General features: G+C 76.1%; 19 protein-coding genes. 12 read left to right on the top strand and 7 right to left on the bottom strand.

The genetic code is table 11. The annotated features are described in order from the left end of the window. The first annotated feature begins 11 nt into the window (after nt 1–11). Nucleotides 12–3,191: a preprotein translocase subunit SecA gene (gene secA, locus PH190_RS24100; RefSeq protein WP_274234076.1), complete on the top strand. Its 3,180-nt coding sequence runs from the start codon at nt 12–14 to the stop codon at nt 3,189–3,191. 9 nt (nt 3,192–3,200) lie between these two features. Here the strand turns inward: secA and PH190_RS24095 are convergent, their stop codons facing one another. Together PH190_RS24095 and PH190_RS24090 are read right to left on the bottom strand one after the other, a co-directional pair. Further along, the gene (locus PH190_RS24095) at nt 3,201–3,779 is read right to left on the bottom strand and encodes an Rv3235 family protein (protein WP_274234141.1); all 579 of its coding nucleotides are present in this window, start codon (nt 3,777–3,779) and stop codon (nt 3,201–3,203) included. Between the two features lie 124 nt (nt 3,780–3,903). Continuing rightward, complete coding sequence (locus PH190_RS24090) at nt 3,904–4,710, bottom strand: TrmH family RNA methyltransferase (protein ID WP_274234075.1); 807 nt, start codon at nt 4,708–4,710, stop codon at nt 3,904–3,906. Between the two features lie 66 nt (nt 4,711–4,776). Here PH190_RS24090 and PH190_RS24085 point away from each other — a divergent pair, with 66 nt between their 5' ends. The 8 genes from PH190_RS24085 to PH190_RS24050 all read left to right on the top strand — a co-directional run bounded on the left by PH190_RS24085 (nt 4,777) and on the right by PH190_RS24050 (nt 13,016). After that, nucleotides 4,777–6,192: a WS/DGAT/MGAT family O-acyltransferase gene (locus PH190_RS24085; protein WP_274234074.1), complete on the top strand. Its 1,416-nt coding sequence runs from the start codon at nt 4,777–4,779 to the stop codon at nt 6,190–6,192. Between the two features lie 10 nt (nt 6,193–6,202). Then, nucleotides 6,203–7,162: a patatin-like phospholipase family protein gene (locus PH190_RS24080; RefSeq protein WP_274234073.1), complete on the top strand. Its 960-nt coding sequence runs from the start codon at nt 6,203–6,205 to the stop codon at nt 7,160–7,162. Next, nucleotides 7,159–7,662 carry a DUF6912 family protein gene (locus PH190_RS24075; protein ID WP_274234072.1) on the top strand — a complete coding sequence of 168 codons (504 nt, stop codon included), beginning with the start codon at nt 7,159–7,161 and terminating at the stop codon, nt 7,660–7,662. Before PH190_RS24080 ends, PH190_RS24075 begins: the two co-directional genes overlap by 4 nt. Before the next feature lie 205 nt (nt 7,663–7,867). Further along, nucleotides 7,868–8,530: a hypothetical protein gene (locus PH190_RS24070; RefSeq protein WP_274234071.1), complete on the top strand. Its 663-nt coding sequence runs from the start codon at nt 7,868–7,870 to the stop codon at nt 8,528–8,530. 45 nt (nt 8,531–8,575) lie between these two features. Next, the gene (locus PH190_RS24065) at nt 8,576–10,723 is read left to right on the top strand and encodes an HNH endonuclease signature motif containing protein (RefSeq protein WP_274234070.1); all 2,148 of its coding nucleotides are present in this window, start codon (nt 8,576–8,578) and stop codon (nt 10,721–10,723) included. A 131-nt stretch (nt 10,724–10,854) separates the two neighbouring features. Further along, nucleotides 10,855–11,292 carry a VOC family protein gene (locus PH190_RS24060; RefSeq protein WP_274234069.1) on the top strand — a complete coding sequence of 146 codons (438 nt, stop codon included), beginning with the start codon at nt 10,855–10,857 and terminating at the stop codon, nt 11,290–11,292. 115 nt (nt 11,293–11,407) lie between these two features. Continuing rightward, nucleotides 11,408–11,815 (top strand): YciI family protein, encoded by a 408-nt coding sequence (locus PH190_RS24055; RefSeq protein WP_274234068.1) that lies wholly within the window; start codon nt 11,408–11,410, stop codon nt 11,813–11,815. A 37-nt stretch (nt 11,816–11,852) separates the two neighbouring features. Continuing rightward, nucleotides 11,853–13,016 (top strand): RNA polymerase sigma factor, encoded by a 1,164-nt coding sequence (locus PH190_RS24050; protein WP_274234067.1) that lies wholly within the window; start codon nt 11,853–11,855, stop codon nt 13,014–13,016. A 43-nt stretch (nt 13,017–13,059) separates the two neighbouring features. Here the strand turns inward: PH190_RS24050 and PH190_RS24045 are convergent, their stop codons facing one another. The 3 genes from PH190_RS24045 to PH190_RS24035 all read right to left on the bottom strand — a co-directional run bounded on the left by PH190_RS24045 (nt 13,060) and on the right by PH190_RS24035 (nt 15,649). Further along, on the bottom strand, nt 13,060–13,878 hold the full coding sequence (locus PH190_RS24045) for a DUF5710 domain-containing protein (RefSeq protein ID WP_274234066.1): 819 nt from the start codon (nt 13,876–13,878) through the stop codon (nt 13,060–13,062). Between the two features lie 69 nt (nt 13,879–13,947). Next, nucleotides 13,948–14,310 (bottom strand): hypothetical protein, encoded by a 363-nt coding sequence (locus PH190_RS24040; RefSeq protein ID WP_274234065.1) that lies wholly within the window; start codon nt 14,308–14,310, stop codon nt 13,948–13,950. Nucleotides 14,311–14,389: 79 nt separating this feature from the next. Then, nucleotides 14,390–15,649 (bottom strand): FAD-binding domain-containing protein, encoded by a 1,260-nt coding sequence (locus PH190_RS24035; protein WP_274234064.1) that lies wholly within the window; start codon nt 15,647–15,649, stop codon nt 14,390–14,392. Nucleotides 15,650–15,687: 38 nt separating this feature from the next. On the opposite strand from PH190_RS24035, the gene PH190_RS24030 reads away from it, so the two are divergent. Then, the gene (locus tag PH190_RS24030; RefSeq protein WP_274234063.1) at nt 15,688–16,299 is read left to right on the top strand and encodes a nucleoside/nucleotide kinase family protein; all 612 of its coding nucleotides are present in this window, start codon (nt 15,688–15,690) and stop codon (nt 16,297–16,299) included. A 70-nt stretch (nt 16,300–16,369) separates the two neighbouring features. On the opposite strand, the gene rsgA is transcribed toward PH190_RS24030, so the two are convergent. Next, entirely contained in the window at nt 16,370–17,392 is a 1,023-nt protein-coding gene (gene rsgA / locus PH190_RS24025; protein WP_274234062.1) for a ribosome small subunit-dependent GTPase A, read from the bottom strand. Between the two features lie 4 nt (nt 17,393–17,396). Beyond that, nucleotides 17,397–18,713, bottom strand: a complete 1,317-nt coding sequence (gene aroA / locus PH190_RS24020) for a 3-phosphoshikimate 1-carboxyvinyltransferase (RefSeq protein WP_274234061.1) — start codon at nt 18,711–18,713, stop codon at nt 17,397–17,399. A gap of 60 nt (nt 18,714–18,773) precedes the next feature. Between aroA and PH190_RS24015 the strand changes: the two genes are divergently transcribed. After that, nucleotides 18,774–19,571, top strand: coding sequence for an SOS response-associated peptidase (locus PH190_RS24015; protein WP_274234060.1), 798 nt, complete (start codon nt 18,774–18,776; stop codon nt 19,569–19,571). A gap of 7 nt (nt 19,572–19,578) precedes the next feature. Beyond that, nucleotides 19,579–20,202, top strand: coding sequence for an alpha/beta hydrolase family protein (locus PH190_RS24010; protein WP_274234059.1), 624 nt, complete (start codon nt 19,579–19,581; stop codon nt 20,200–20,202). The last annotated feature ends 70 nt before the right edge of the window (nt 20,203–20,272 follow it).

Here is a 20,272-nt window from a genome sequence, read left to right as displayed (position 1 = left end):
GCGAGGTCACCGTGGTCCTGAACCGACTGCTGCGTGCCGGTGAGGCGCGTACGGTCAAGCGCCTCGGCAAGATCGCGGACTACGTCGACACGTTCGCCGACGAGACCGCCGAGCTGACCGACACCGAGCTGCGGGCGAAGACCGAGGAGTTCCGCGAGCGCTACGCCGACGGCGAGTCGCTCGACGACCTGCTGCCCGAGGCCTTCGCCGTCGTGCGCGAGGCCGCGTCCCGCACGCTGGGCCAGTTCCACTACCCCGTGCAGATCATGGGCGGGGCGGCCCTGCACGAGGGCAACGTCGCCGAGATGCGTACCGGCGAGGGCAAGACGCTGGTCTCGACGCTGCCGGCGTACCTCAACGCCATCGCCGGCGAGGGCGTCCACGTCGTCACCGTCAACGACTACCTGGCGCAGCGCGACTCGCAGTGGATGGGCCGCGTGCACCGCTTCCTCGGCCTCGAGGTCGGCGCCATCTACTCCGGCATGCCGTCCGACGAGCGCCGCCGCGCGTACCAGGCCGACATCACCTACGGCACGAACAACGAGTTCGGCTTCGACTTCCTGCGCGACAACATGGCCTGGTCCAAGGCGGAGTGCGTGCAGCGCGGCCACACGTACGCGATCGTCGACGAGGTCGACTCGATCCTCATCGACGAGGCCCGCACCCCGCTGATCATCTCGGGTCCCGCCGAGCAGAGCGCGCGCTGGTACACCGAGTTCGCGCGCCTCGCGCCGAAGATGACCAAGGACGTGCACTACGAGGTCGACGAGCGCAAGAAGACGATCGGTGTCACCGAGGAGGGCGTGTCCTTCATCGAGGACCAGCTCGGCATCGACAACCTCTACGAGGCCGCGAACACCCCGCTCGTCGGGTACCTGAACAACGCGATCAAGGTCAAGGAGCTCTTCCTCCGCGACAAGGACTACATCGTCCGCGACGGCGAGGTCCTGATCGTCGACGAGTTCACCGGCCGCGTGCTCGTCGGCCGGCGCTACAACGAGGGCCTGCACCAGGCGATCGAGGCCAAGGAAGGCGTCGAGATCAAGGCCGAGAACCAGACGCTGGCCACGATCACGCTGCAGAACTACTTCCGCCTCTACGAGAAGCTCTGCGGGATGACCGGTACCGCCCAGACCGAGGCGGCGGAGCTCTCGAAGACCTACAAGCTCGGCGTGGTCACCATCCCGACCAACCGCACGCCGCAGCGCATCGACCAGCCCGACCTGGTCTACAAGACCGAGCCGGCCAAGTTCGAGGCCGTGGCCGACGACGTCGCCGAGCACTACGAGCGCGGCCAGCCGGTGCTCATCGGCACGACGAGCGTCGAGCGCTCGGAGTACCTCGCGAAGCTGCTCACGGAGCGGGGCGTGGAGCACTCGGTGCTCAACGCGAAGTTCCACGAGCAGGAGGCGTCGATCATCGCCCAGGCCGGGCGGCGCGGGGCGGTCACGGTCGCCACCAACATGGCCGGCCGCGGCACCGACATCGTGCTCGGCGGCAACCCCGACTTCATCGCCGACCAGCGCCTGCGCGCGAAGGGCCTCGACCCGGTCGACACCCGCGAGGAGTACGAGGCGGCGTGGGACGGGACGCTCGCCGAGGTCAAGGACGAGGTCGAGCGGGAGGCCGAGGAGGTCAAGGAGGCCGGCGGTCTCTACGTCCTGGGCACCGAGCGCCACGAGTCGCGGCGCATCGACAACCAGCTGCGTGGCCGCTCGGGCCGTCAGGGCGACCCGGGCGAGTCCCGGTTCTACCTGTCGCTCGGTGACGAGCTCATGCGCCGGTTCAACGGGGCGATGGTCGAGTCGATCATGAATCGGTTCAACCTGCCCGAGGACATGCCGATCGAGGCCAAGATGGTCTCGCGGGCGATCCGCAGCGCGCAGACGCAGGTCGAGCAGCAGAACTTCGAGGCCCGCAAGGACATCCTCGAGTACGACGAGGTCATGAACCAGCAGCGCACGGTGATCTACGCCGAGCGCCACCGCGTGCTGGAGGGCGAGAACCTCTCCGAGCAGGTCCAGAACATGATCGTCGACGTGGTCACCGCGTACGTCGACGGCGCGACGTCCGAGGGCTACAGCGAGGACTGGGACCTCGAGAAGCTCTGGACCGGGCTGGGCCAGCTCTACCCGGTCGGGGTCGCGTGGGAGGACCTCGTCGAGGAGCACGACGACATCGACCGCGACCTGCTGGTCGAGGTGCTCAGCGAGGACGCGCTCGCGGCGTACGCCCGCCGCGAGGAGGAGATCGACCGCATCGCGCCGCAGGGCGGGATGCGCGAGCTCGAGCGGCAGGTCGTCCTGTCGGTGCTCGACCGCAAGTGGCGCGAGCACCTGTACGAGATGGACTACCTCAAGCAGGGCATCGGTCTGCGCGCGATGGCCCAGCGCGACCCGAAGATCGAGTACAAGCGCGAGGGCTACGAGATGTTCACCTCCATGATGGAGGGCATCCGCGAGGAGTCCGTCGCGTTCCTGTTCAACCTGACCATCCAGGTCGAGGAGCAGGCGCCCGTCGACGCCGTGCCCGGGGCCAACCCGAGCACGGACACCAGCGTGCAGGCGGCGATCACGCCGGACACCCCCGACCCGCGCACCAGCCAGACGCCCTCGACGTCGGGCGCGGCCCCGCTGCCGGTCGACCCGCGCCTGGCCGGCGCCCCGACCAGCGCGATCCCGGTGCCCCAGCGCGCCCCGGCGGCTCCGCAAGCCCAGCCGCAGCAGCCCGCCGCCGCCCGCGGTGGGCAGGGCGCGAACGGTGGTCCCGGGCGTCCGGCCCGCGGCCCCGACCCGGGCTCGCAGCGCCCCGGCGGCCCGCGGGGCGGACGGCGCGCGCAGCGTGACGGCCAGCGGGGGGCGCCCGTCCCCGAGACCCAGGACGGCGGGTCGGCGACGGCTGCCGGCCCGGCGCTCTCGCAGCTGGGCCAGGGCGCGATGCCGGAGGCGTTCCGCGGCGCGGGGCTCGGCGGGCGGCGCCCGCAGGAGCTGAACTACAGCGGCCCGGACGAGGACGGCCAGGTCGCGCGCCACGCCGCGGGCGACGGGGCGGCGGCCGGCGGGCGCGCCGCCCGGGCCAACCCGCAGCAGGCCCGGCGCGCGGACACGCCGTCGCGCAACGCGCCCTGCCCGTGCGGCTCGGGGCGCAAGTACAAGCAGTGCCACGGGGCGCCGCCCCGCACGCCGGGCTGATCGCGCGCCTCATCCCGGGCACAGCGCCACCACGCGCCAGCGCCCGGGGTGGGCGGCGCCGTCGTCGGTGCGCTCGAGGCGGGCGGCCACGGCGCGCACGCGGTCGGGGCCGGGCACCACGGCGGCGACCTCCACGGCCCGGGGGCCCACGGCGCACACCCGCAGGCCGCGCAGCGTGGGGCCGATGCCGCCACGGGCGCCGGTCGTGCCGCGCGGGGCGGCGGTACCGGCCGGACCACGCGCGCCCGGACCACCCACCCCCGGACCACCCGCGCCCGGCGCCGCCCGGGCCAGGGCGGCCAGGGCCTCGGGCGCGAGCAGGGCCTCCAGGTGCGTCGCCGGCCTTCGCCCGGCCAGCACGTCGCCCACCGCCGTGAGCAGGCGCGCCGCGACGGGCCGCAGGGCGGCGGCGAGGCGGTCGAGCTCGTCCTGGGCGCGGCGCGTGCGGGCGTCGGGGTCCGGCGCGACGCGGGGCGCCGGGGGAGCGCCGGCGAGCACCTCGGCCAGCGGCCGGACCTGCGGGGTGGGCACCTCGCCCACCCGCCGGGCCCGTCTCGGGGCGGTGCAGACGGTGTCGGGGCTGCGCATCGCGGTCACGCGGGTCCTCCCGGGCGCGCGGGGCTCGGCGGCGCCGGGGGAGGAGGCCGGTCCGCAGGGGAACGCCGTGGAGCCTAGGCAGGCGGTCGGGCCGGCGGAGGCCGATCCGGGGAAGTCAGCCCCGCCGGCGCGCCAGCTCGAAGCAGGCGACCGAGGCGGCGACGGCGGCGTTGAGCGACTCCACGCCGGGCGCGAGCGGGATCGTCACCGTGCCGTGCAGCTCGCCGCGCACGTCGTCGGTGATCCCGTCGGTCTCCCCGCCGACCACCAGCGCCACCCGGCCCGGCAGCTCGGCCTCGAACAGCGACGGCGGCGCGGTCCCCGGACCCGCTGCTCCCGGTCCGTCCAGCCCCAGCAGCACGAACCCCGCCTCGGCCAGCGCCGCGAGGCCGTCGGCGGCGGAGCGGGCCCGCAGGACCGGGGCGTGGAAGGCGACGCCCGCCGACGCCTTGATGACCAGCGGGTCGATCGCCGGCGCGCCCCGCCGCGGCAGGAGCACGCCCTCGAGGCCCGCACCGGTGGCCGAGCGCAGGATCATGCCGACGTTGGCGGGGTTCGTCAGGCCGTCGAGCACGAGGACGCGGGCGTCGGCGTGGTCGGGCAGGTCGGCGAGGAAGTGCTCGATCGGCCGCATCCGCGGGGCGACGACGTCGGCGAGCACGCCCTGGTCCTGGCGCCCGTTGCCGGCGAGGACCTTCACCCGCTGCGCGGACGCCCGCTGCAGCACCAGGCCGCGGGCACGGGCGGCCTCGGTGAAGGTGCGGACGGCGTCGCGGTCGGCGCCCTCGGCCAGCACGACCTTGTCCACCTCCAGCGCCGGATCCCCCAGGGCCTCGAGCACCGGCTTGCGCCCGTACACCGTCACGAACGCGTCCTTGGGCGAGACGGGGCGATCGGACCGTGAGCTGGGTGAGGGCGACATCACGACCAGCCTGGCAGACCGCCCGACCCCCGGCCCGAGGTCGGGCACTGTGCGACGATCGCGGCCATGCCGGACCGCCTGTCGGCCTTGGATGCCTCGTTCCTCTACATGGATCAACCGACGACGCCGATGCACGTCGGGAGCGTGTCCATCTTCCGCAAGCCCCGGTCCGGGTTCGACTACGACGGCCTCGTCGAGCTGATCTCGAGCCGGATCGGGCTGGTCCCGCGCTACCGGCAGAAGATCCGCGAGGTGCCCGGGCGGATGGCCCGGCCGGTGTGGATCGACGACGTCGACTTCGACGTCACCTACCACGTGCGCCGCTCCGCGCTGCCCCCACCGGGGACCGAGCGGGCGCTGTGCGACCTCGTCGCCCGCCTCATGTCGCGGCCGCTGGACCACACCCGTCCGCTGTGGGAGATGTACCTGGTCGACGGGCTGTCCGGGGGCCGGGTCGCGCTGGTGACGAAGACCCACCAGGCGATGGTCGACGGGGTCGCGTCGATCGACATCGGGCAGGTCGTGCTCGACGACACCGCGGGGGGTCGTGCGACGCCCGACGACGAGTGGGTCGCGCGCCGGGAGCCGTCGTCGTGGCGGCTGATCTACGACGCCGTCAGCGAGAACGTCTCCCGCCCCGGCAACGCCGTCGAGGCCGCCCGGGACGCGGTGCGGGACGCGGCGGACACCGTCACCAAGGTCGCGGGCGTGGCCGGCGGCCTGTTCTCGGCGGTGCGGACGGCGGTGCGCCCGGCGCCGGTGAGCCCGCTCAACGTGCCGATCTCGACCCAGCGCCGTTTCGCGATGACCCGCACCGACCTCGAGGACTACCGCGCCGTCCGCCGCGCCCACGGGGGGACGATCAACGACGTCGTGCTGGCGGTCATCTCGGGGGCGCTGCGCAACTGGCTGCTCTCGCGGGGCGCGACGGTGTCGCCGACGACGACGATGCGGGCGATGGTGCCGCTGTCGGTGCGCGGGGACGCGGAGACGACGGGGTCGATCGCGGGCGCGGGGCTGCTGGGCAACCAGATCGCGTCGTTCCTCGTCGACCTGCCCGTCGGGGAGCCCAACGCCGTGCTGCGGATGCACCACGTGGCGCACGCGATGCGCGAGCACCGGGAGTCGGGGCAGTCGGTGGGGGCGAACGCGCTGGTCCGCGTGGGTGGGTTCGCGCCGCCGACGCTGCACGCCCTCGGAGCGCGGGCGGCCAACGGCGTCGCGCGGCGGCTGTTCAACCTCGTCGTCTCCAACGTCCCCGGTCCGCAGCACGCGCTGTACGCGGCCGGGGCGAAGATGCTCGAGATGTACCCCGTGGTGCCGCTGGCCAAGGGGCAGTCGCTGGCGGTGGGGCTGACGTCGTACGACGGCGGGGTGTTCTACGGGTTCAACGCCGACCGCGACTCGATGGCCGACGTCGACGAGCTGGGCGAGCTCGTCACCGAGTCGCTGGCCGAGCTGCGGGCGACGGTTCCCCGATGACGGGTCCGCGGTGAGCTTCGGCCTGGTCCTCGGGACGGGCGGCCAGCTGGGCTACGCGTGGATGGTCGCCGCCCTGACCACCTGGGAGCGGGCCACCGGGCGCGACGCGCGGGACGCCGACGTGATGGTCGGGACCTCGGCGGGCTCGGTCGTCGCCGCGGCGCTGGCGAGCGGGGTGCCGGTGTCCGACATGCTCGCGTCGCTCCTCGACCCGCCGCCCGCGCCGTCGCGGCCCCGGGGTGCGCCGCGGTCGACCGCACGCCGGGGTCTGCCGCCCATGCCGCGGATCGGGCCGGGGTCGCTGCGGCTGCTGGGGGAGATCGCGCGGCGGCCGCGACGGTTCCCGCCGCTGGCGTTCGGGGCGGCACTGCTGCCGACCGGGCGCGGCGACACCACCGGGCTGCACCGCTGGGCCACCAAGTGGGCCCACGAGCAGTGGCCGGAGCACCCGCAGGTCCGGATCGTCGCCATGGACTACGACAGCGGCGCCCGCGTCCCGTTCGGGCGTCGCGGCGCGCCGCCCGCGACGATGGCGGAGGCGGCGACGGCGTCGTGCGCGGTGCCCGGCTGGTTCTCGCCGGTGCGGATCGGTGGGCGTCGCTACGTGGACGGCGGTGTGTGCTCGGCGACGTCCGCGGACCTCCTGCTCGACGCCGACCTCCCCCGCGTCGACGAGGCCCTCGTGCTCGCACCCCTGGCCCGGACGGGGGCGGCGCCGACGGTGTGGTCGGATCCGGTCGGCGCCACCGACGGCTGGCTGCGCGGGCTGATCGGCGGGCGCTCCGACCGGGAGGTGGCGCGGCTGCGGGCCGCCGGGATCGTGGTGACCGAGCACGCCCCGGACGCCGAGGACCGTGCCGTCACCGGGTGGAACGTCATGGACCCGCGCAAGCAGGCCGAGGTCGCGCAGGTGGCGCTGCGGACGACGGCGGCGCGGTGGGTCGGCGAGGACAGGACGGGGGAACGGTGAGGATCTACGTCCCGGCGACGGTGGCCGGTCTGCGGCGCCTGCTCGACACCGAGCAGCTGCAGCCGCTCTCGGGCACCGCGTTCGCGCTGACGCCGCGGTTGCGCGAGGCGTACGCGGTGGGGGACGACGAGGAGCTCGAGTACGTCGCCATGAGCGAGGCCGCCCGGGCGTCGCTGCGCCTGCTGGCCACCGAGCTGGCGGACGACCCGTCGGCGCCGCCGCGCCGGGCGGTCGTGAGCGCGGACGTCGACGACGTCACCCTGCGGCCCGACCTCGACGACGCCGTGGTGCGCGTGGACGGGGCGATCCCGATGGCGCGCCTGGCGGCCGTGCACCTCGACCTCGAGGAGGCCGGCGACGCGGTGCGGGCCGCCGCGGCGGTCGTGGACGCCGCCGACCTGGGGGACCCGGACGCCGAGTTCACCCTCGGCGAGGCCGAGGGCCACGAGCTGGCCTGGTACGGGGTGCAGGAGCTCCCCTTCGTGCTGGAGCTGATGTAGTACCTCAGGGGGAGGCGGATCCGGTCCCTCGGGCTGATTCGCGGGGCTCCGTGGATCCCTAGCGTCCCGGGGCATGGGCCACGCCTCGCTCTCCGTCCCGGCCGTGACGTCGTCCCGTGGCTCCGGGGTGGGGGTGCCGGTCGGGCGGGGTGGCGCTGAGTGTCACGGTGACGGTCGCGGCGATCGTCCCGTGGACGTGGCAGGCATGGACGACGAGAGCCGCGGCGGTCGCCGTGTGGCCGTGGCGGGCAGGGACGGCGGCCGTCCTGCGGCCGGGGCGGGCGGCCATTCTCTGGTCGCGGGCGGCCGTCGGGCCGGCGCCGGGGATGCGGGGCCGTGGCGTCGGGGCGGGCGGGCGCTCGCGTACGGGCTCGGGCTGGTGCCGGCGTCGGCGGGCGAGCTGATGGCGATCGCGGTCAGCGGCCCGGAGGGCGGGGTGGACACCGCCCGCCGCCACCTCGCGAGCGGCGGCGCGCGGACCACGACCGTCGGCGCCGACCGCGTCCCCGGCCGGCGGGTGTCGCTCCACGGGCTGCTGGGGTTGCTGCACGGGCTGGTGTTCTGGTGGCTGACCTGGACGGCGCTGGTGGCCACGGCGCGCGGCCCGTTCTACGGGTTCCTCGTGGAGGGCCCTTACGACGACGCGTGGGGCGGTCCGGGCCTCGTCGGGGCGTGGGCGGCGCACGCGTGGGCGTGGGTCGGGGTCCTGCTCGTGGTGGCGCTGGTGTGGTGGGGGCTCGGGACGCTGCACGTCGCGCTGTCCGAGCACCTGCTGGGGCGGGTGCGGCGGGCGTGGGTCGTGCCCGTGTCGGGGCTGGTGGCGCTGGGTGCGGTGCTGCTCGTGGTCGCGTGGGTGCAGCGGATCTGACCGAACGGCCCCGCGGTGTCGGGGGTGGTCGCTACGATCGAACACGTGTTCGATGGTGGCTGGCAGGAGGTGCCGGCGGGGCTCGAGGAGACCCCCGCCGGCGCCGCACTGGGCGCCGTCCTCGAACGGATCGATCCGCAGCGGGTGTCGCCGTACGACACGGTGCGCCTGGTGGCCGCCCAGCGCCGCCAGCTCGCGCACCAGCAGGCCTGCTTCCACGCCTGTGCCCGCGAGGCCGCCCTGGCCGATCCGACGGCGCCGGGCGGCCGGGCCGAGATGGACGTGCCCGAGGCGGGCGACGAGCTGCGCATCGTGCTCGCCGCCTCCCGCACGGCCGTGGGCCGGGTGCTCGACCTCGCCGAGGCCGCCGAACGCCACCCCCGCCTCGGCGCCGCGTGGCGCGAGGGCCGGATCGACGAGCAGCGGGTCGCCATCCTCGTGCGCTGGACGACGGCGCTGGCCGAGGAGCACGCGGCGACCGTGATCGGCGAGCTGGTGGACCAGGCGGCGACGATGACGCCCTCGCGGTTGATCGACCGCGTGCAGGCGCTCGCCAAGGCCCTCGACCCCGCGTGGGCGGAGGAGCTGTACCGCCAGCACCGCCGCCAGCGTCGTGTCCGGGCGCGCTGCACCGAGGCGGGCACCGTCAACCTCTCCGCCATGGACCTGCCCCTCGAGGGCGGGGTGCGCACGGTCCGGCGCATCAACGTGCTCGCCGCCCGGGCCCAGGCGGCGGGCCACCCGGGGCTCATCGAGACCATCCGCGCCGACGTCTTCCTCGCCGTCTTCCACCCCGACAACGCCGGCGCCTCCGACGCCGAGCTCGTCGCGGCCGTGCTCGCCGCAGCCCGGCCCGACGACCCCCGCCCCCGCCGCGCGCCCGACCCCGCCGAGGCGCCACCGGCGGGGCCCGGTGGCGACGCTCCCGATGGCGACGCTCCTGGTGGCGGCGCTCCTGGTGACGACGCTCTGGGTGGCGACGCTCTGGGTGGCGACGCTCGGGGTGGCGACGCTCGGGGTGGCGACGCTCCGGGTGGCGGAGCCGACCGTGCTGATGCCGCGACAGCTGCTCCGGCCGACCGTGCGGGCGACGACGACGTCCCGGCAGGTGAGGGTGCCGGTATGCGGCGGCCCACGCGGCAGTCGCGGTTCGAGCTGCGGGTGGGGCTGGGCACACTGCTCCGACTCGACGACCGACCCGCACGACTTCCGGGCTGGGGCGTGGTGGCTGCCGGGGTGGCGCGCGAGCTCGCCGCGGCCCACGCGGACGCCGAGTGGCGGGTGGCGGTCACCGACGCCGCGGGCGCCCTGGTGGCCGCGCTCATCACGCGTCACCGCCCCGCCGAGACCACCACGACGCCCCAGGAGCCGCCGATGCCGGGCGCTCCCCGCCCGGTGGTCGAGCTAAACGTCGACGAGGCCCTCCTCGAGCGCCTCCACCCCGGCGACCATCCCGGCTGGGCGCGGCTCCTCGCCGACCTCCAGCACCAGCTCCGCCAGTGGCGCACGGCCTGCGCCGAGGACGAGGCCGCGTGGGCGGCCGAACAGGAGGCCGAGCAGCGGGCCGAGCAGGAGGCCGAGCGGCGGGCCGACGACCCCGCTGCTCAGGGCGGTCACGATCGTCCCGAGGATCGGGAACCGCTCGCCCGCGGACCGGACGCCGACACCTGGGCTCGGGTCGCCGCACGCCGACGACGGCGCGCCCGCGAGGCCCTCGCCCGCTTCCCGTCCGCCGCGCTGCGACGGTGGATCACGGTGCGCGACCGGTCGTGCGTCTTCCCGCCCTGTGGCGCCTCGGCGCTCGAGGCGGAGATCGACCACACCCGGTCGGTACTCGAGCGCGGTCTCACACTCGCCGACAACCTCGGCCCCGCGTGCGGCCACGACCACGACCTCAAGGACCGCGGCTGGACCCTCACCCAGCCGCGACCCGGGTGGTTCCGCTGGACCAGTCCCACCGGGCACGCCTACGAGCGCCCACCCCGCCCGGTGGTCGACGACCTGCCCGAGCCTCGCCCACCCACCGCGTCGTCGAGCACCGAGCCCCACCACTACGCCGACGACGGCCCGGCGTGGGACAACGACCCGCGTCCCCGGGGACCCACCGCGCCCGACACCGAGCTGCCCGCGACCTCCCCGCCGGGAGTCCCGGGGCCGGGGCGGCTGGACGACCCCGACCCGCCGCCCTTCTAGGAGGCGCCGGCGGTCCCGTCGACTGCGGAACCGCCGGAGCCGTCCACTCGGCGGTCGCTGTCGAGATCGTCGCGCCCGCTCCGTCCCCGGTCAGGAGCGGCCGCCGGGGCCGCCGGAGACGGAGGACGACCATGACCGTGCAGCGCCTGGACCACGTCGGCGTCGTCGTCGACGACCTCGACGGCGCGATCGCGTTCTTCCTCGAGCTCGGCCTGGAGCCGGGCGACCGGGGACCGGTCGAGGGTGAGTGGGTGGACCGCGTCGTCGGGCTCGACGGCGTCCGCGTCGAGATCGCGTTCGTGCAGACCCCCGACGGCCGGGACCGGCTGGAGCTCACGAGGTTCGACACGCCGATGGCCACCACCGCCGAGCCGCACGCCCCGGCCAACACCATCGGGCTGCGGCGCCTCATGTTCGCCGTCGACGACATCGATGCCACCGTGGCGCGGGTGCGGGCGATCGGCCACGACCTCGTCGGCGAGATCGCGCGGTTCGAGGACGTCTATCGGCTCTGCTACGTCCGCGGCCCGGAGGGGATCATCGTCGCGCTCGCCGAGGAGCTCCGCTGAGGACGAGGAGAAGAATCTCGCCGGAGCTGTCGAGAACGCTGCACCGGCACCGTCCCAGGAGTGCGAGCGGCCCGAGCGACCGGCCCGGGCCGCACGACCACGGAGGAGACCGACCATGAAGTACCTGATCCTCAAGCACTACCGCGGCGGCCCGACCCCGGCCGTCGAGTTCACGCCCATGGAGAAGTGGACGCCGGAGGAGGTCGACGCCCACATGCAGTACATGAGCGACTTCGCCTCCCGCCTGCAGGAGACCGGCGAGTTCGTCGACAGCCAGGCGCTGTCGTCCGAGGGCGCCTTCGTGCGCTCCGACGGCGAGGGTCGGCCCCCGGTGACCGACGGACCCTTCGCCGAGACCAAGGACCTCATCGCGGGCTGGATGATCATCGACGTCGAGTCCTGGGACCGTGCCGTCGAGCTCGCCGGCGAGCTGTCCGCGGCGCCCGGCGCGGGCGGGGAGCCGATCCACGAGTGGCTCGAGGTCCGGCCCTTCCTCACTGGCGTGCCCGGCGGGACGGACTGAACGAGCCCGACGACCGGAGACCGGAGAGGTGAGCGGCGTGGGGAGCAGCGCGGGCGTCGACGAGTCGCTGCTGCGCGAGCTGGTGCCCGCGGTCATCGGGGTCCTCGGCCGGCGCGGCGCGGACTTCGCGTCGGCCGAGGACGCGGTGCAGGAGGCGCTGATCCGCGCGCTCGACACCTGGCCCGACAACCCGCCCCGCGACCCCAAGGGGTGGCTGGTCGCCGTCGCGTGGCGGAAGTTCCTCGACGCCGCGCGCGCCGAGTCGTCCCGGCAGGGGCGGGAGCTCGCGGTCGACGCCGAGCCCCCCGCCGGCCCGGCGCCCGCCACCGACGACACGCTGCGCCTCTACTTCCTCTGCGCCCACCCCGTCCTGCCGCCGGCCGCGGCCGTCGCGCTCACCCTGCGGGCGGTCGGCGGCCTGACCACGCGGCAGATCGCGGCCGCCCACCTCGTTCCCGAGGCGACCATGGTCCAGCGGATCAGCCGGGCGAAGCGGCGGATCGCCGACCTGCCCCTCGACCAGCCCGGCGACCTCGCCACCGTGCTCCGGGTGCTCTACCTCGTCTTCAACGAGGGGTACGGCGGTGACGTCGACGTGGCGGGCGAGGCCATCCGTCTCGCCCGCCAGCTCGCCGCCCTGACCGACGAGCCCGAGGTCGCGGGGCTGCTCGCGCTCATGCTGCTCCACCAGGCCCGGCGCGCCTCCCGCACCGGACCGGGCGGGCGGCTCGTCCCGCTCGCCCAGCAGGACCGCTCGCGCTGGGACACCGCCCTGATCGCCGAGGGCGTCGCGATCCTCCAGACCGCCCTGGCCCGCGACCAGCTGGGCGAGTACCAGGCCCAGGCCGCCATCGCCGCCCTGCACGCCGACGCCCCGAGCGCCGAGGAGACGGACTGGGTGCAGATCGTCGAGTGGTACGACGAACTGCTGGCGATCACCGACAGCCCGGTGGTGCGGCTCAACCGCGCGGTGGCGGTCGGCGAGGCCGACGGCCCGCAGGCCGGGCTCTCGGCGCTCGCCGCCGTGGACGCCGGCCTGCCCCGCCACACCGCCGCCGCGGCCTACCTGCACGAACGCGCCGGCGATCTCGCCCGCGCCGCGGACCTCTACGCCGAGGCCGCCCGTCTCGCGACCAGCGTGCCCGAGCGCGACCACCTCACCCGCGAGGCCGCGCGGGTCCGCCAGCTGCTGGGGACCTGAGCGGCGCGGTCGCGGCGCGCCACCGGCGGCCCGCCGCGATCGCTCACAGCTCCCGCGTCCAGGTGCCCAGGCGCCGCGCGACGGCGTAGAGCTCGTCGATCTCGTCGTCGGCCAGCGCCGTCGGCAGCGACGTGATCCGCCGCGGCAGGTTCGCGGGCACGGCCAGCAACACCCCGCGCGGCCAGGTGCCGCCCGGAGCCGTGGCCACCGACGCCGCGACGACCGCCAGCGCGGCCGTCGCCGGCGGAGCCTCGGCATCGCCCCGGGCAGCCGCCAGCAGACGGCTCGCCCGTTCGGCCTCGGCGCGGGCCGGGGAGACGTGGTCGACGACCTCGTCGTCGACAGTCAGGTGGTCGCCGTCGACCCGCACCGCCGCGCCCGGGTGGTGCGCGGTCCGCACGGTGACGACGCCCGGCGGGCCCACCAGCACGTGGTCGACCTCCCCGGATCCGGGCCCGACCGGGACGCCGTGCAGCACCCGCCACGGGGGCCGGCGCCGGGTCAGCCGCGCGAGCGGGCCCGACTCGGTCAGCCCGTTCAGCGCCGCCGCGAGCCGCGCCTCGACCGACGCCCCCGTCCGCGCGGCCCCGTCGTCGCGCCGCCACGGCGCCCCGACGGACGGCCGGACCGCCGGCTTCCCGTCCGACGACGCCCCCGACGTCTCCGGCGGCTCCGTGGACCCCGGCGACTCCGCCGGGACCCCCGCGTCACGGGACCCCGGGAGCCAGGGGGCGAGCTCCGCCATCCCGGGCCGGGGCGCGTACCAACGCTTGGCGCGCCAGTCCCAGAGCGCGCCGGCGGCCTTGGCCTCGTCCTTCTCCCCGAACGGCACGTCCAGCCAGGGCTGCTGCTCGCGCACCACGACGACCCCCTCACGCCCGCCGGCGCCGGGGCCCACCCTGGCACGCCGCCCCGACAAGGTCGGCGGCTCCTACAGGTGCGCGGCGTCCACCCGCGAGAGCACGAGGTCGTGCTGCACCGTCACCGGCTCGTCGAACCGCACCGGCGGCCGCGCCGTGACGCCCCGCCGCATCTGCGCCGGGTAGCTCGCGGCGCGGTAGTCGTCGGGGACGCGGTAGACGTGGAACCCTGCCGCGCGCAGCGGGCCCAGCACGTCGTCGGGACCGTGGCCGTGGGCGGCGAGCCGGTTCGGCGCCACCTCGACCGCGATCTCGACGTCCTCGCGCATCCGGGCGAGCAGCCCCACCAGCGACGCCACGACCGCCGCCTCGTCGCCCTCGACGTCGGCACGGTGCGCCGCCGCGGCCGGCGGGCGAACCAGCCGTCCAGCCACCGCGCGAGGTCCGCGGCGAACGGGCCGTGCTGCAGGGAGGCGCGCACGAGCGGCACGCCCCGCGAGGCGGGCGGTGCGGTCACGCCGCCGCCCGGTCGGGCTGCGCGGGCATGCCCTTGCGCCACGCGGTGTACGACTGCATCCGCCCCGCCCGCGGCCGGAACAGCCACGGGTACGGGTGCACGACGGCTGGCTCCAGGGCTGCCGCGCGCCGCCGGAAGCCGGGCACCGGCGCGAAGGTGACGGCCAGGCGCCGTCCCGCCAGCTCGTCGGTCACCCGGCCGCGGTGGATCTCCACCGGCCGGCGCGTCGCGAGGTCGGCGAGGGTCTCGGTGAGGAACACCAGGCGCTTGCCCGAGAGCATGAGCCGGCGCAGCAGCGGCTCGTCGAAGCAGAACACGGCCGGGACGTCGGGGTGCGCGGCCAGGGCCGGGTCGGCGTCGCCGAGCGACTCGGCGGTCAGCCACACCGCCTCCACCGCGTGCTCACCGGAGCCCTCACCGGTGGGCGACAGCGGGCCGGAGGTGACGGCCGGGTCCGGGTCGTCGCGCAGCAGCTCCGACATCGGCGCGCGGGTCGTGCGCTGGTCGGGCCACTCCTGCACGGGGCACGCGTCGCGCAGCACGCAGCGCCGGCACAGCGCCGGCGCCCGCTTCTGCACCTGCCACCGCGCGAACGCGTACGCCTTCCCGTTGCCGGCGCCGGTGGTCCACTGCCAGTTCAGGCGGTTGGCCGCCCGCGAGCCGTCGAGCAGGTGGGTGAAGAACTCCTCCTCGCCGTCGCGCCACCGCGCGCCCGCTCGCACCGTCCACTGGCTCGCGAGCCACATCCGCGTCTGGTTGACCAGCCAGCCGTCGGCGTGCAGCTCCCCGACGGTCGTGTCCATGCACTCCATGTCCCGCGGCCACGGCTCGTCCCACGGCTCGGCGGGGCGCGGCGGGTGCGCGCGCAGCTCGGTGGCCAGCGCCGGGCCGCCGTCGCGGCCGAAGCGCGCGTAGAGGTGGCGGGTGTACTCCTGCCAGGCGAGCTCGTCGCGGTACTTGCGCCGGTCGTTCGACGGGGCGTCGGCGACGTGGTCCCACAGCGTGGGCAGCGCGACGAGGTTGTAGCGGATGTAGGGCGACATCTTCGAGGCGCCGCGACGCTCCGGCGGCCACACCTGATTGCGGCTGCCGGCGTAGCCGGTGACGTCGAACGCCGCCAGCGCGGCGTCGGCCGCGGTCTGCCCGCCGCGGATCGAGCCGGAGGCGGCGGGGGTGTCGCAGGCGAGGTCGGCGAGGTGCTCGCGCACGAAGTCGACCGCGGCGTCGGGACCGGGTTCGGGCACGGGCAGCTGCACCAGTCAGCCGTACCCGCCCGATGCGCGATCATGCGTGTGTGACGCCGCGTCCCACCCCGGGCATCGCCCACCTCCTCGACGCCGCCCGCGCCGACGGGCGCCGCCGCGTCCTCGGCATCGCCGGGGGACCGGGGGCGGGGAAGTCGACGGTCGCCGCCTCCCTCGCCGGGCCCGGGGTGGCCGTGGTGGGGATGGACGGCTGGCACCTCGCCAACGCCGTGCTCGACCGCCTGGGCCGTCGCGAGCGCAAGGGTGCCCCGGACACCTTCGACGCCCCCGGCTACGTCGCGTTCCTGGAGCGGGTGCGCGCGGGCACGGGGACGGTGTGGGCGCCGGAGTTCCGCCGCGAGATCGAGGAGCCGATCGCCGGGGCCCTGGAGGTCCCGCCCGACGCGCTCGTCGTCGTCACCGAGGGCAACTACCTGCTGCTCGACGAACCGCCGTGGGACGGCATCCGGCCCCTGCTCGACGAGGCGTGGTTCCTGGAGCCCGACGAGGAGGTGCGCCGCGCCCGGCTCGTCGCGCGCCACGAGCGCCACGGCCGCAGCCACGCCGAGGCGGTCGCCCGCGCCGACGGCAGCGACGCCGCCAACGCGCGCATGATCGCCGCGACCGCGGAGCGTGCCGACCTGGTGCTGCGCGGGGCGTGACCCTGCCCCCGGCGGCGCCGCGTCGTGCTCGCACCGCCGGGTGCGCCGGCCGCGGTCGCGGGCTGCGACGTCACGTCTCCCACGCGGGGGTCCGCAGCGCCTCCAGCACGCGCCGCAGCGCCTCCAGCCGGGCCGGGGACAGGCGCCCGGCGGCGACCTCGCCGTCCAGCGCGCACTCGGGGTCGGCCGGGGGACCGAGGTGGCCGCAGCCCCGCGGGCACTCCTCGATGGCCGCGGCCAGGTCCCCGAACGCGGCCACCACGTCGTCGGGGGCGATATGGGCGAGACCGAACGACCGCACGCCCGGGGTGTCGACCACCCACCCGCGCTGGTCGGGCAGGGCGAGGGCGACCGCCGACGTCGACGTGTGCCGCCCCTTGCCGACGCCCGACACCTCGCCGACGGCCCGGTCCGCGTCGGGCACGAGCTGGTTGACCAGCGTCGACTTGCCCACCCCGGAGTGCCCGACGAGCGCGGTCACGCGGTCGGCGACGACCTCCCGCAGACCCGCCGGGTCCTCGCCGGCCCGGGTGACGACGCGCGGGAGGTCGAGCTCGGCGTACTGCGCGGCGAACGGTTCGGGGTCGGCGAGGTCGGCCTTCGTCAGGCACAGCACCGGCTCCAGGCCGCCGGCGTAGGCGGCGACGAGCGCGCGGTCGACGAACCCGGTCCGCGGCGGCGGGTCGGCCAGTGACGTGACGATCACCAGGTGCGAGGCGTTGGCGACGACGACCCGCTCGTAGGGGTCGGTGTCGTCGGCGGTGCGGCGCAGCACGGAGGTCCGGTCGGCGACCCGGACGATGCGCGCGAGCGCGTCCTCGCCGCCCGAGACGTCGCCGACGAGCCCCACCCGGTCCCCGACGACGACGGGCGTGCGCCCCAGCTCGCGGGCCCGCATGGCGACGACGCGGCGTTCGGGGTCCTCGTCGGGCGCACAGGTCCAGCGGCCCCGGTCGACGCCGACGACCATGGCGGGCGCCGCGTCGGCGTGCTCCGGACGGCGCTTGCTGCGCGGCCGCGTGCCCCGGCCCGGGCGGACGCGGACGTCGGACTCGTCGAGCCGCGACGTCTCGCCCCGCCCGCCCCGCGTCACCGGCTCAGACCCCGACCCCGGCGCCCGCGACGAGCGTCGGCCAGTCGTCGGCGAAGTCGGGCAGGGTCTTCGTGGTGGCGGCGACGTCGTCGATGGTGACGCCGGGGACGAGGAGCCCGACGATCGCGCCGGCGGTGGCCATGCGGTGGTCGGCGTACGCCCGCCACGGCCGGGTCGGCGACGACAAGGGGCCCGGGGCGATCGCGAGCCCGTCGTCGGTCTCGGTCACCCGCGCCCCGACCGTCCCGAGCTCGGCGGCCAGCGCCGCGAGGCGGTCGGTCTCGTGCCCGCGGATGTGCGCGACGCCCCGCAGCCGCGACGACGCCCCGTCCCGCGCGGCGAGGGCGGCGAGCGCCGCGACGGTCGGGGTGAGCTCGCTGACCTCGTGCAGGTCGACGTCCACACCCGCCAGGCGCTCGGGCCCGCGGACGGTGAGGCCCTCGGCGTCGAGCGACACGCGCGCCCCGAACGCCTCGAGCACCCGGCGCACCGCGGCGCCGGGCTGCAGGTCGGTGTCCGGCCAGCCGGCGATGGTCACCGCGCCGCCGGTCGCCAGCGCCGCCGCCAGGTACACCGCCGCGCCGGAGAGGTCGGGCTCGACGTCGAGCACCGCCGGGGCGGCGACGGGGCCGGGGGCGACGTGCCAGCGGCTCCCGGACTCCTCCACGACCACCCCCGCGTCCCGCAGCATCGCCACGCTCATCGCGACGTGCGGCAGCGAGGGAACGCCCTGCTCGCCGGCATGGGTGACGGTGACGCCGCGGGCGTAGCGCGCACCGGAGAGCAGCAGGCCCGAGACGAACTGGCTCGACGCCGACGCGTCGACCGTCACCTCGCCGCCCGCCGGGTACGGCCCGCCGGCGACGGTCAGCGGGAGCGCCTCGCCGGTGACCTCGACCCCGAGCCCGCGCAGGCCCGCCACGATCCCGCCCATCGGTCGCTCGCGGGCCCGCGGGTCGCCGTCGAGCACCACCGGGCCGTCGGCCAGCGCGGCGAGCGGCGGCACGAAGCGCATGACGGTGCCGGCGAGCCCGCAGTCGACATGCCCGCCGTGGAAGGTCGCGGGGGCGGTGATCTCCAGGTCGAGGGTGCCGGCGCGGCCGTCGCTGGTGGTCACGGTGGCCCCGAGCGCGGCGAGCGCCCCGGCCATGAGCGTCGTGTCCCGCGAACGCGCCGCCCCGCGCACCCGCCGCGTGACGCCGTCGGTGCCCAGCGCCGCGAGGACCAGGGCCCGGTTGGTCACCGACTTCGACCCCGGCACCGACACGGTGCCGTGCACCGGCCCGTCCGCGGTCGGTGCTGCCCAGGGCTGATCGCTCATGGGGCCATCCTCTCGCGTTCGCCGGGGACGTCGTCGGACCCCGGTGCCAGGATGGACGGCATGTGCGGCCGCTACAGCCAGTCGAAGGACCCGGCCACCCTCGCCGAGGAGTTCGACGCCGTCGACGCCACCGACGGCGCGTGGCCCGGCCCCGAGTACAACGTCGCGCCGACGACGACGGTGATCGGCGTGGTCGACCGGCACCCGCGCGACGAGCAGGGCCGGGCCGACCCGCAGCGCCTCGAGCGCAGCCTGCGGGCCATGCGGTGGGGTCTCGTACCCGGGTGGGCCGACGACCCGAAGATCGGCAACCGCATGATCAACGCGCGGTCCGACTCGCTGACCAGCAAGCCCGCCTTCCGCCGCGCGGTGAGGGGACGGCGCTGCCTGCTCCCGGCCGACGGCTGGTACGAGTGGCAGCGCGACGGCGGCGCCGGCACGAGCGGTCGCAAGGTGCCCTACTTCATCACCCTGCCGGGCGGGAAGTCGATCGCCTTCGCCGGGCTGTGGGAGACCTGGCGGCCGAAGGACGCGGCGAAGGGTACGCCGCCGCTGATCAGCACCACGGTCGTCACCATCGACGCGGCCGGGCCGCTCACGGAGATCCACCACCGCATGCCGCTCGTGCTGCCCGCGGAGCGGTGGCGGGCGTGGCTCGACCCGGACAACGACGACCCGACCGACCTCCTCGAGCCGCCCCCGCCCGAGCTGCTGACGTCGTTCGAGCTGCGCCAGGTGTCCACCATGGTCAACAACGTGGCGAACCACGGGCCGGAGCTCATCGAGGAACGCCACGACGAGCCCGAGCAGGTGGGGCTCGACCTCGACCTCGACGCGGACGTCCCGGCGACCCAGTGACGACCCCGTGACACCGCCGGCGATCACCGTCGAGACCCCGCACGGTCCCGCCGAGGTGCACCTGGACGAGGCCGACGCACCGCGCGGGCTGCTCGTTCTCGGCCACGGCGCGGGTGGGGGCGTCGAGGCCCCGGACCTCCTGGGTGCCCGGTCGGCGGCCCGCGAGGCCGGGCTCGCCGTGGCCCGGGTGCTCCAGCCCTACCGCGTCGCCGGCCGGAAGGCGCCGGCCCCGGCCGCGCAGCTCGACGTGGCGTGGGCGGCGGTGGTCGCCCACCTCGGCGAGCGGCTGCCCGGCGTCCCCCAGGTCCACGGCGGGCGCTCCTCCGGTGCGCGCGTGGCCTGCCGGGGCGCGCCCACCCTCGACCCGGTGGCGGTCCTCGCCCTCGCGTTCCCCCTGCTCGCCCCCGCCCGCAAGGACGGCACGCGCCCCGACCGCGGCCCCGAGATCGACGCCGTGAGGGTGCCCGTGCTCGCGGTGTCCGGGGCGAACGACCGGTTCGGCATCCCCGCGGACACCGCCACCCGCGAGGTCGTCGTGCTCGCCGGCGACCACTCGCTGCGGGCGCGCGGGCCCGTCGCCGCGGCCGTCGGTCCGTGGCTGGAGCGGGTGCTGGCGCGCGCCGCTGTCTGAGGTCGGTGTGACGCGTCGGTAGCGTCAGCCAGCGTTGAACTTCAAGTGGTTGATCTTGAAGGTGATGGTG

Source organism: Actinomycetospora straminea (genome assembly GCF_028737255.1).
Taxonomy (GTDB): Bacteria; Actinomycetota; Actinomycetes; order Mycobacteriales; family Pseudonocardiaceae; genus Actinomycetospora; species Actinomycetospora straminea.
The sequence above is the reverse complement of the archived record's forward strand: the minus strand, read 5'-3'. Positions and strand labels throughout refer to the sequence as shown.

What these genes read in the sequence shown, in the direction of transcription:
- PH190_RS24095 (WP_274234141.1), bottom strand. Translation starts at nt 3,779, where the DNA reads ATGCGCAGCCCCGACACCGTCTGCACCGCCCCGAGACGGGCCCGGCGG.
- PH190_RS24090 (WP_274234075.1), bottom strand. Translation starts at nt 4,710, where the DNA reads ATGTCGCCCTCACCCAGCTCACGGTCCGATCGCCCCGTCTCGCCCAAG.
- PH190_RS24085 (WP_274234074.1), top strand. Translation starts at nt 4,777, where the DNA reads ATGCCGGACCGCCTGTCGGCCTTGGATGCCTCGTTCCTCTACATGGAT.
- PH190_RS24070 (WP_274234071.1), top strand. Translation starts at nt 7,868, where the DNA reads ATGGACGACGAGAGCCGCGGCGGTCGCCGTGTGGCCGTGGCGGGCAGG.
- PH190_RS24060 (WP_274234069.1), top strand. Translation starts at nt 10,855, where the DNA reads ATGACCGTGCAGCGCCTGGACCACGTCGGCGTCGTCGTCGACGACCTC.
- PH190_RS24055 (WP_274234068.1), top strand. Translation starts at nt 11,408, where the DNA reads ATGAAGTACCTGATCCTCAAGCACTACCGCGGCGGCCCGACCCCGGCC.
- aroA (WP_274234061.1), bottom strand. Translation starts at nt 18,713, where the DNA reads ATGAGCGATCAGCCCTGGGCAGCACCGACCGCGGACGGGCCGGTGCAC.
- PH190_RS24015 (WP_274234060.1), top strand. Translation starts at nt 18,774, where the DNA reads ATGTGCGGCCGCTACAGCCAGTCGAAGGACCCGGCCACCCTCGCCGAG.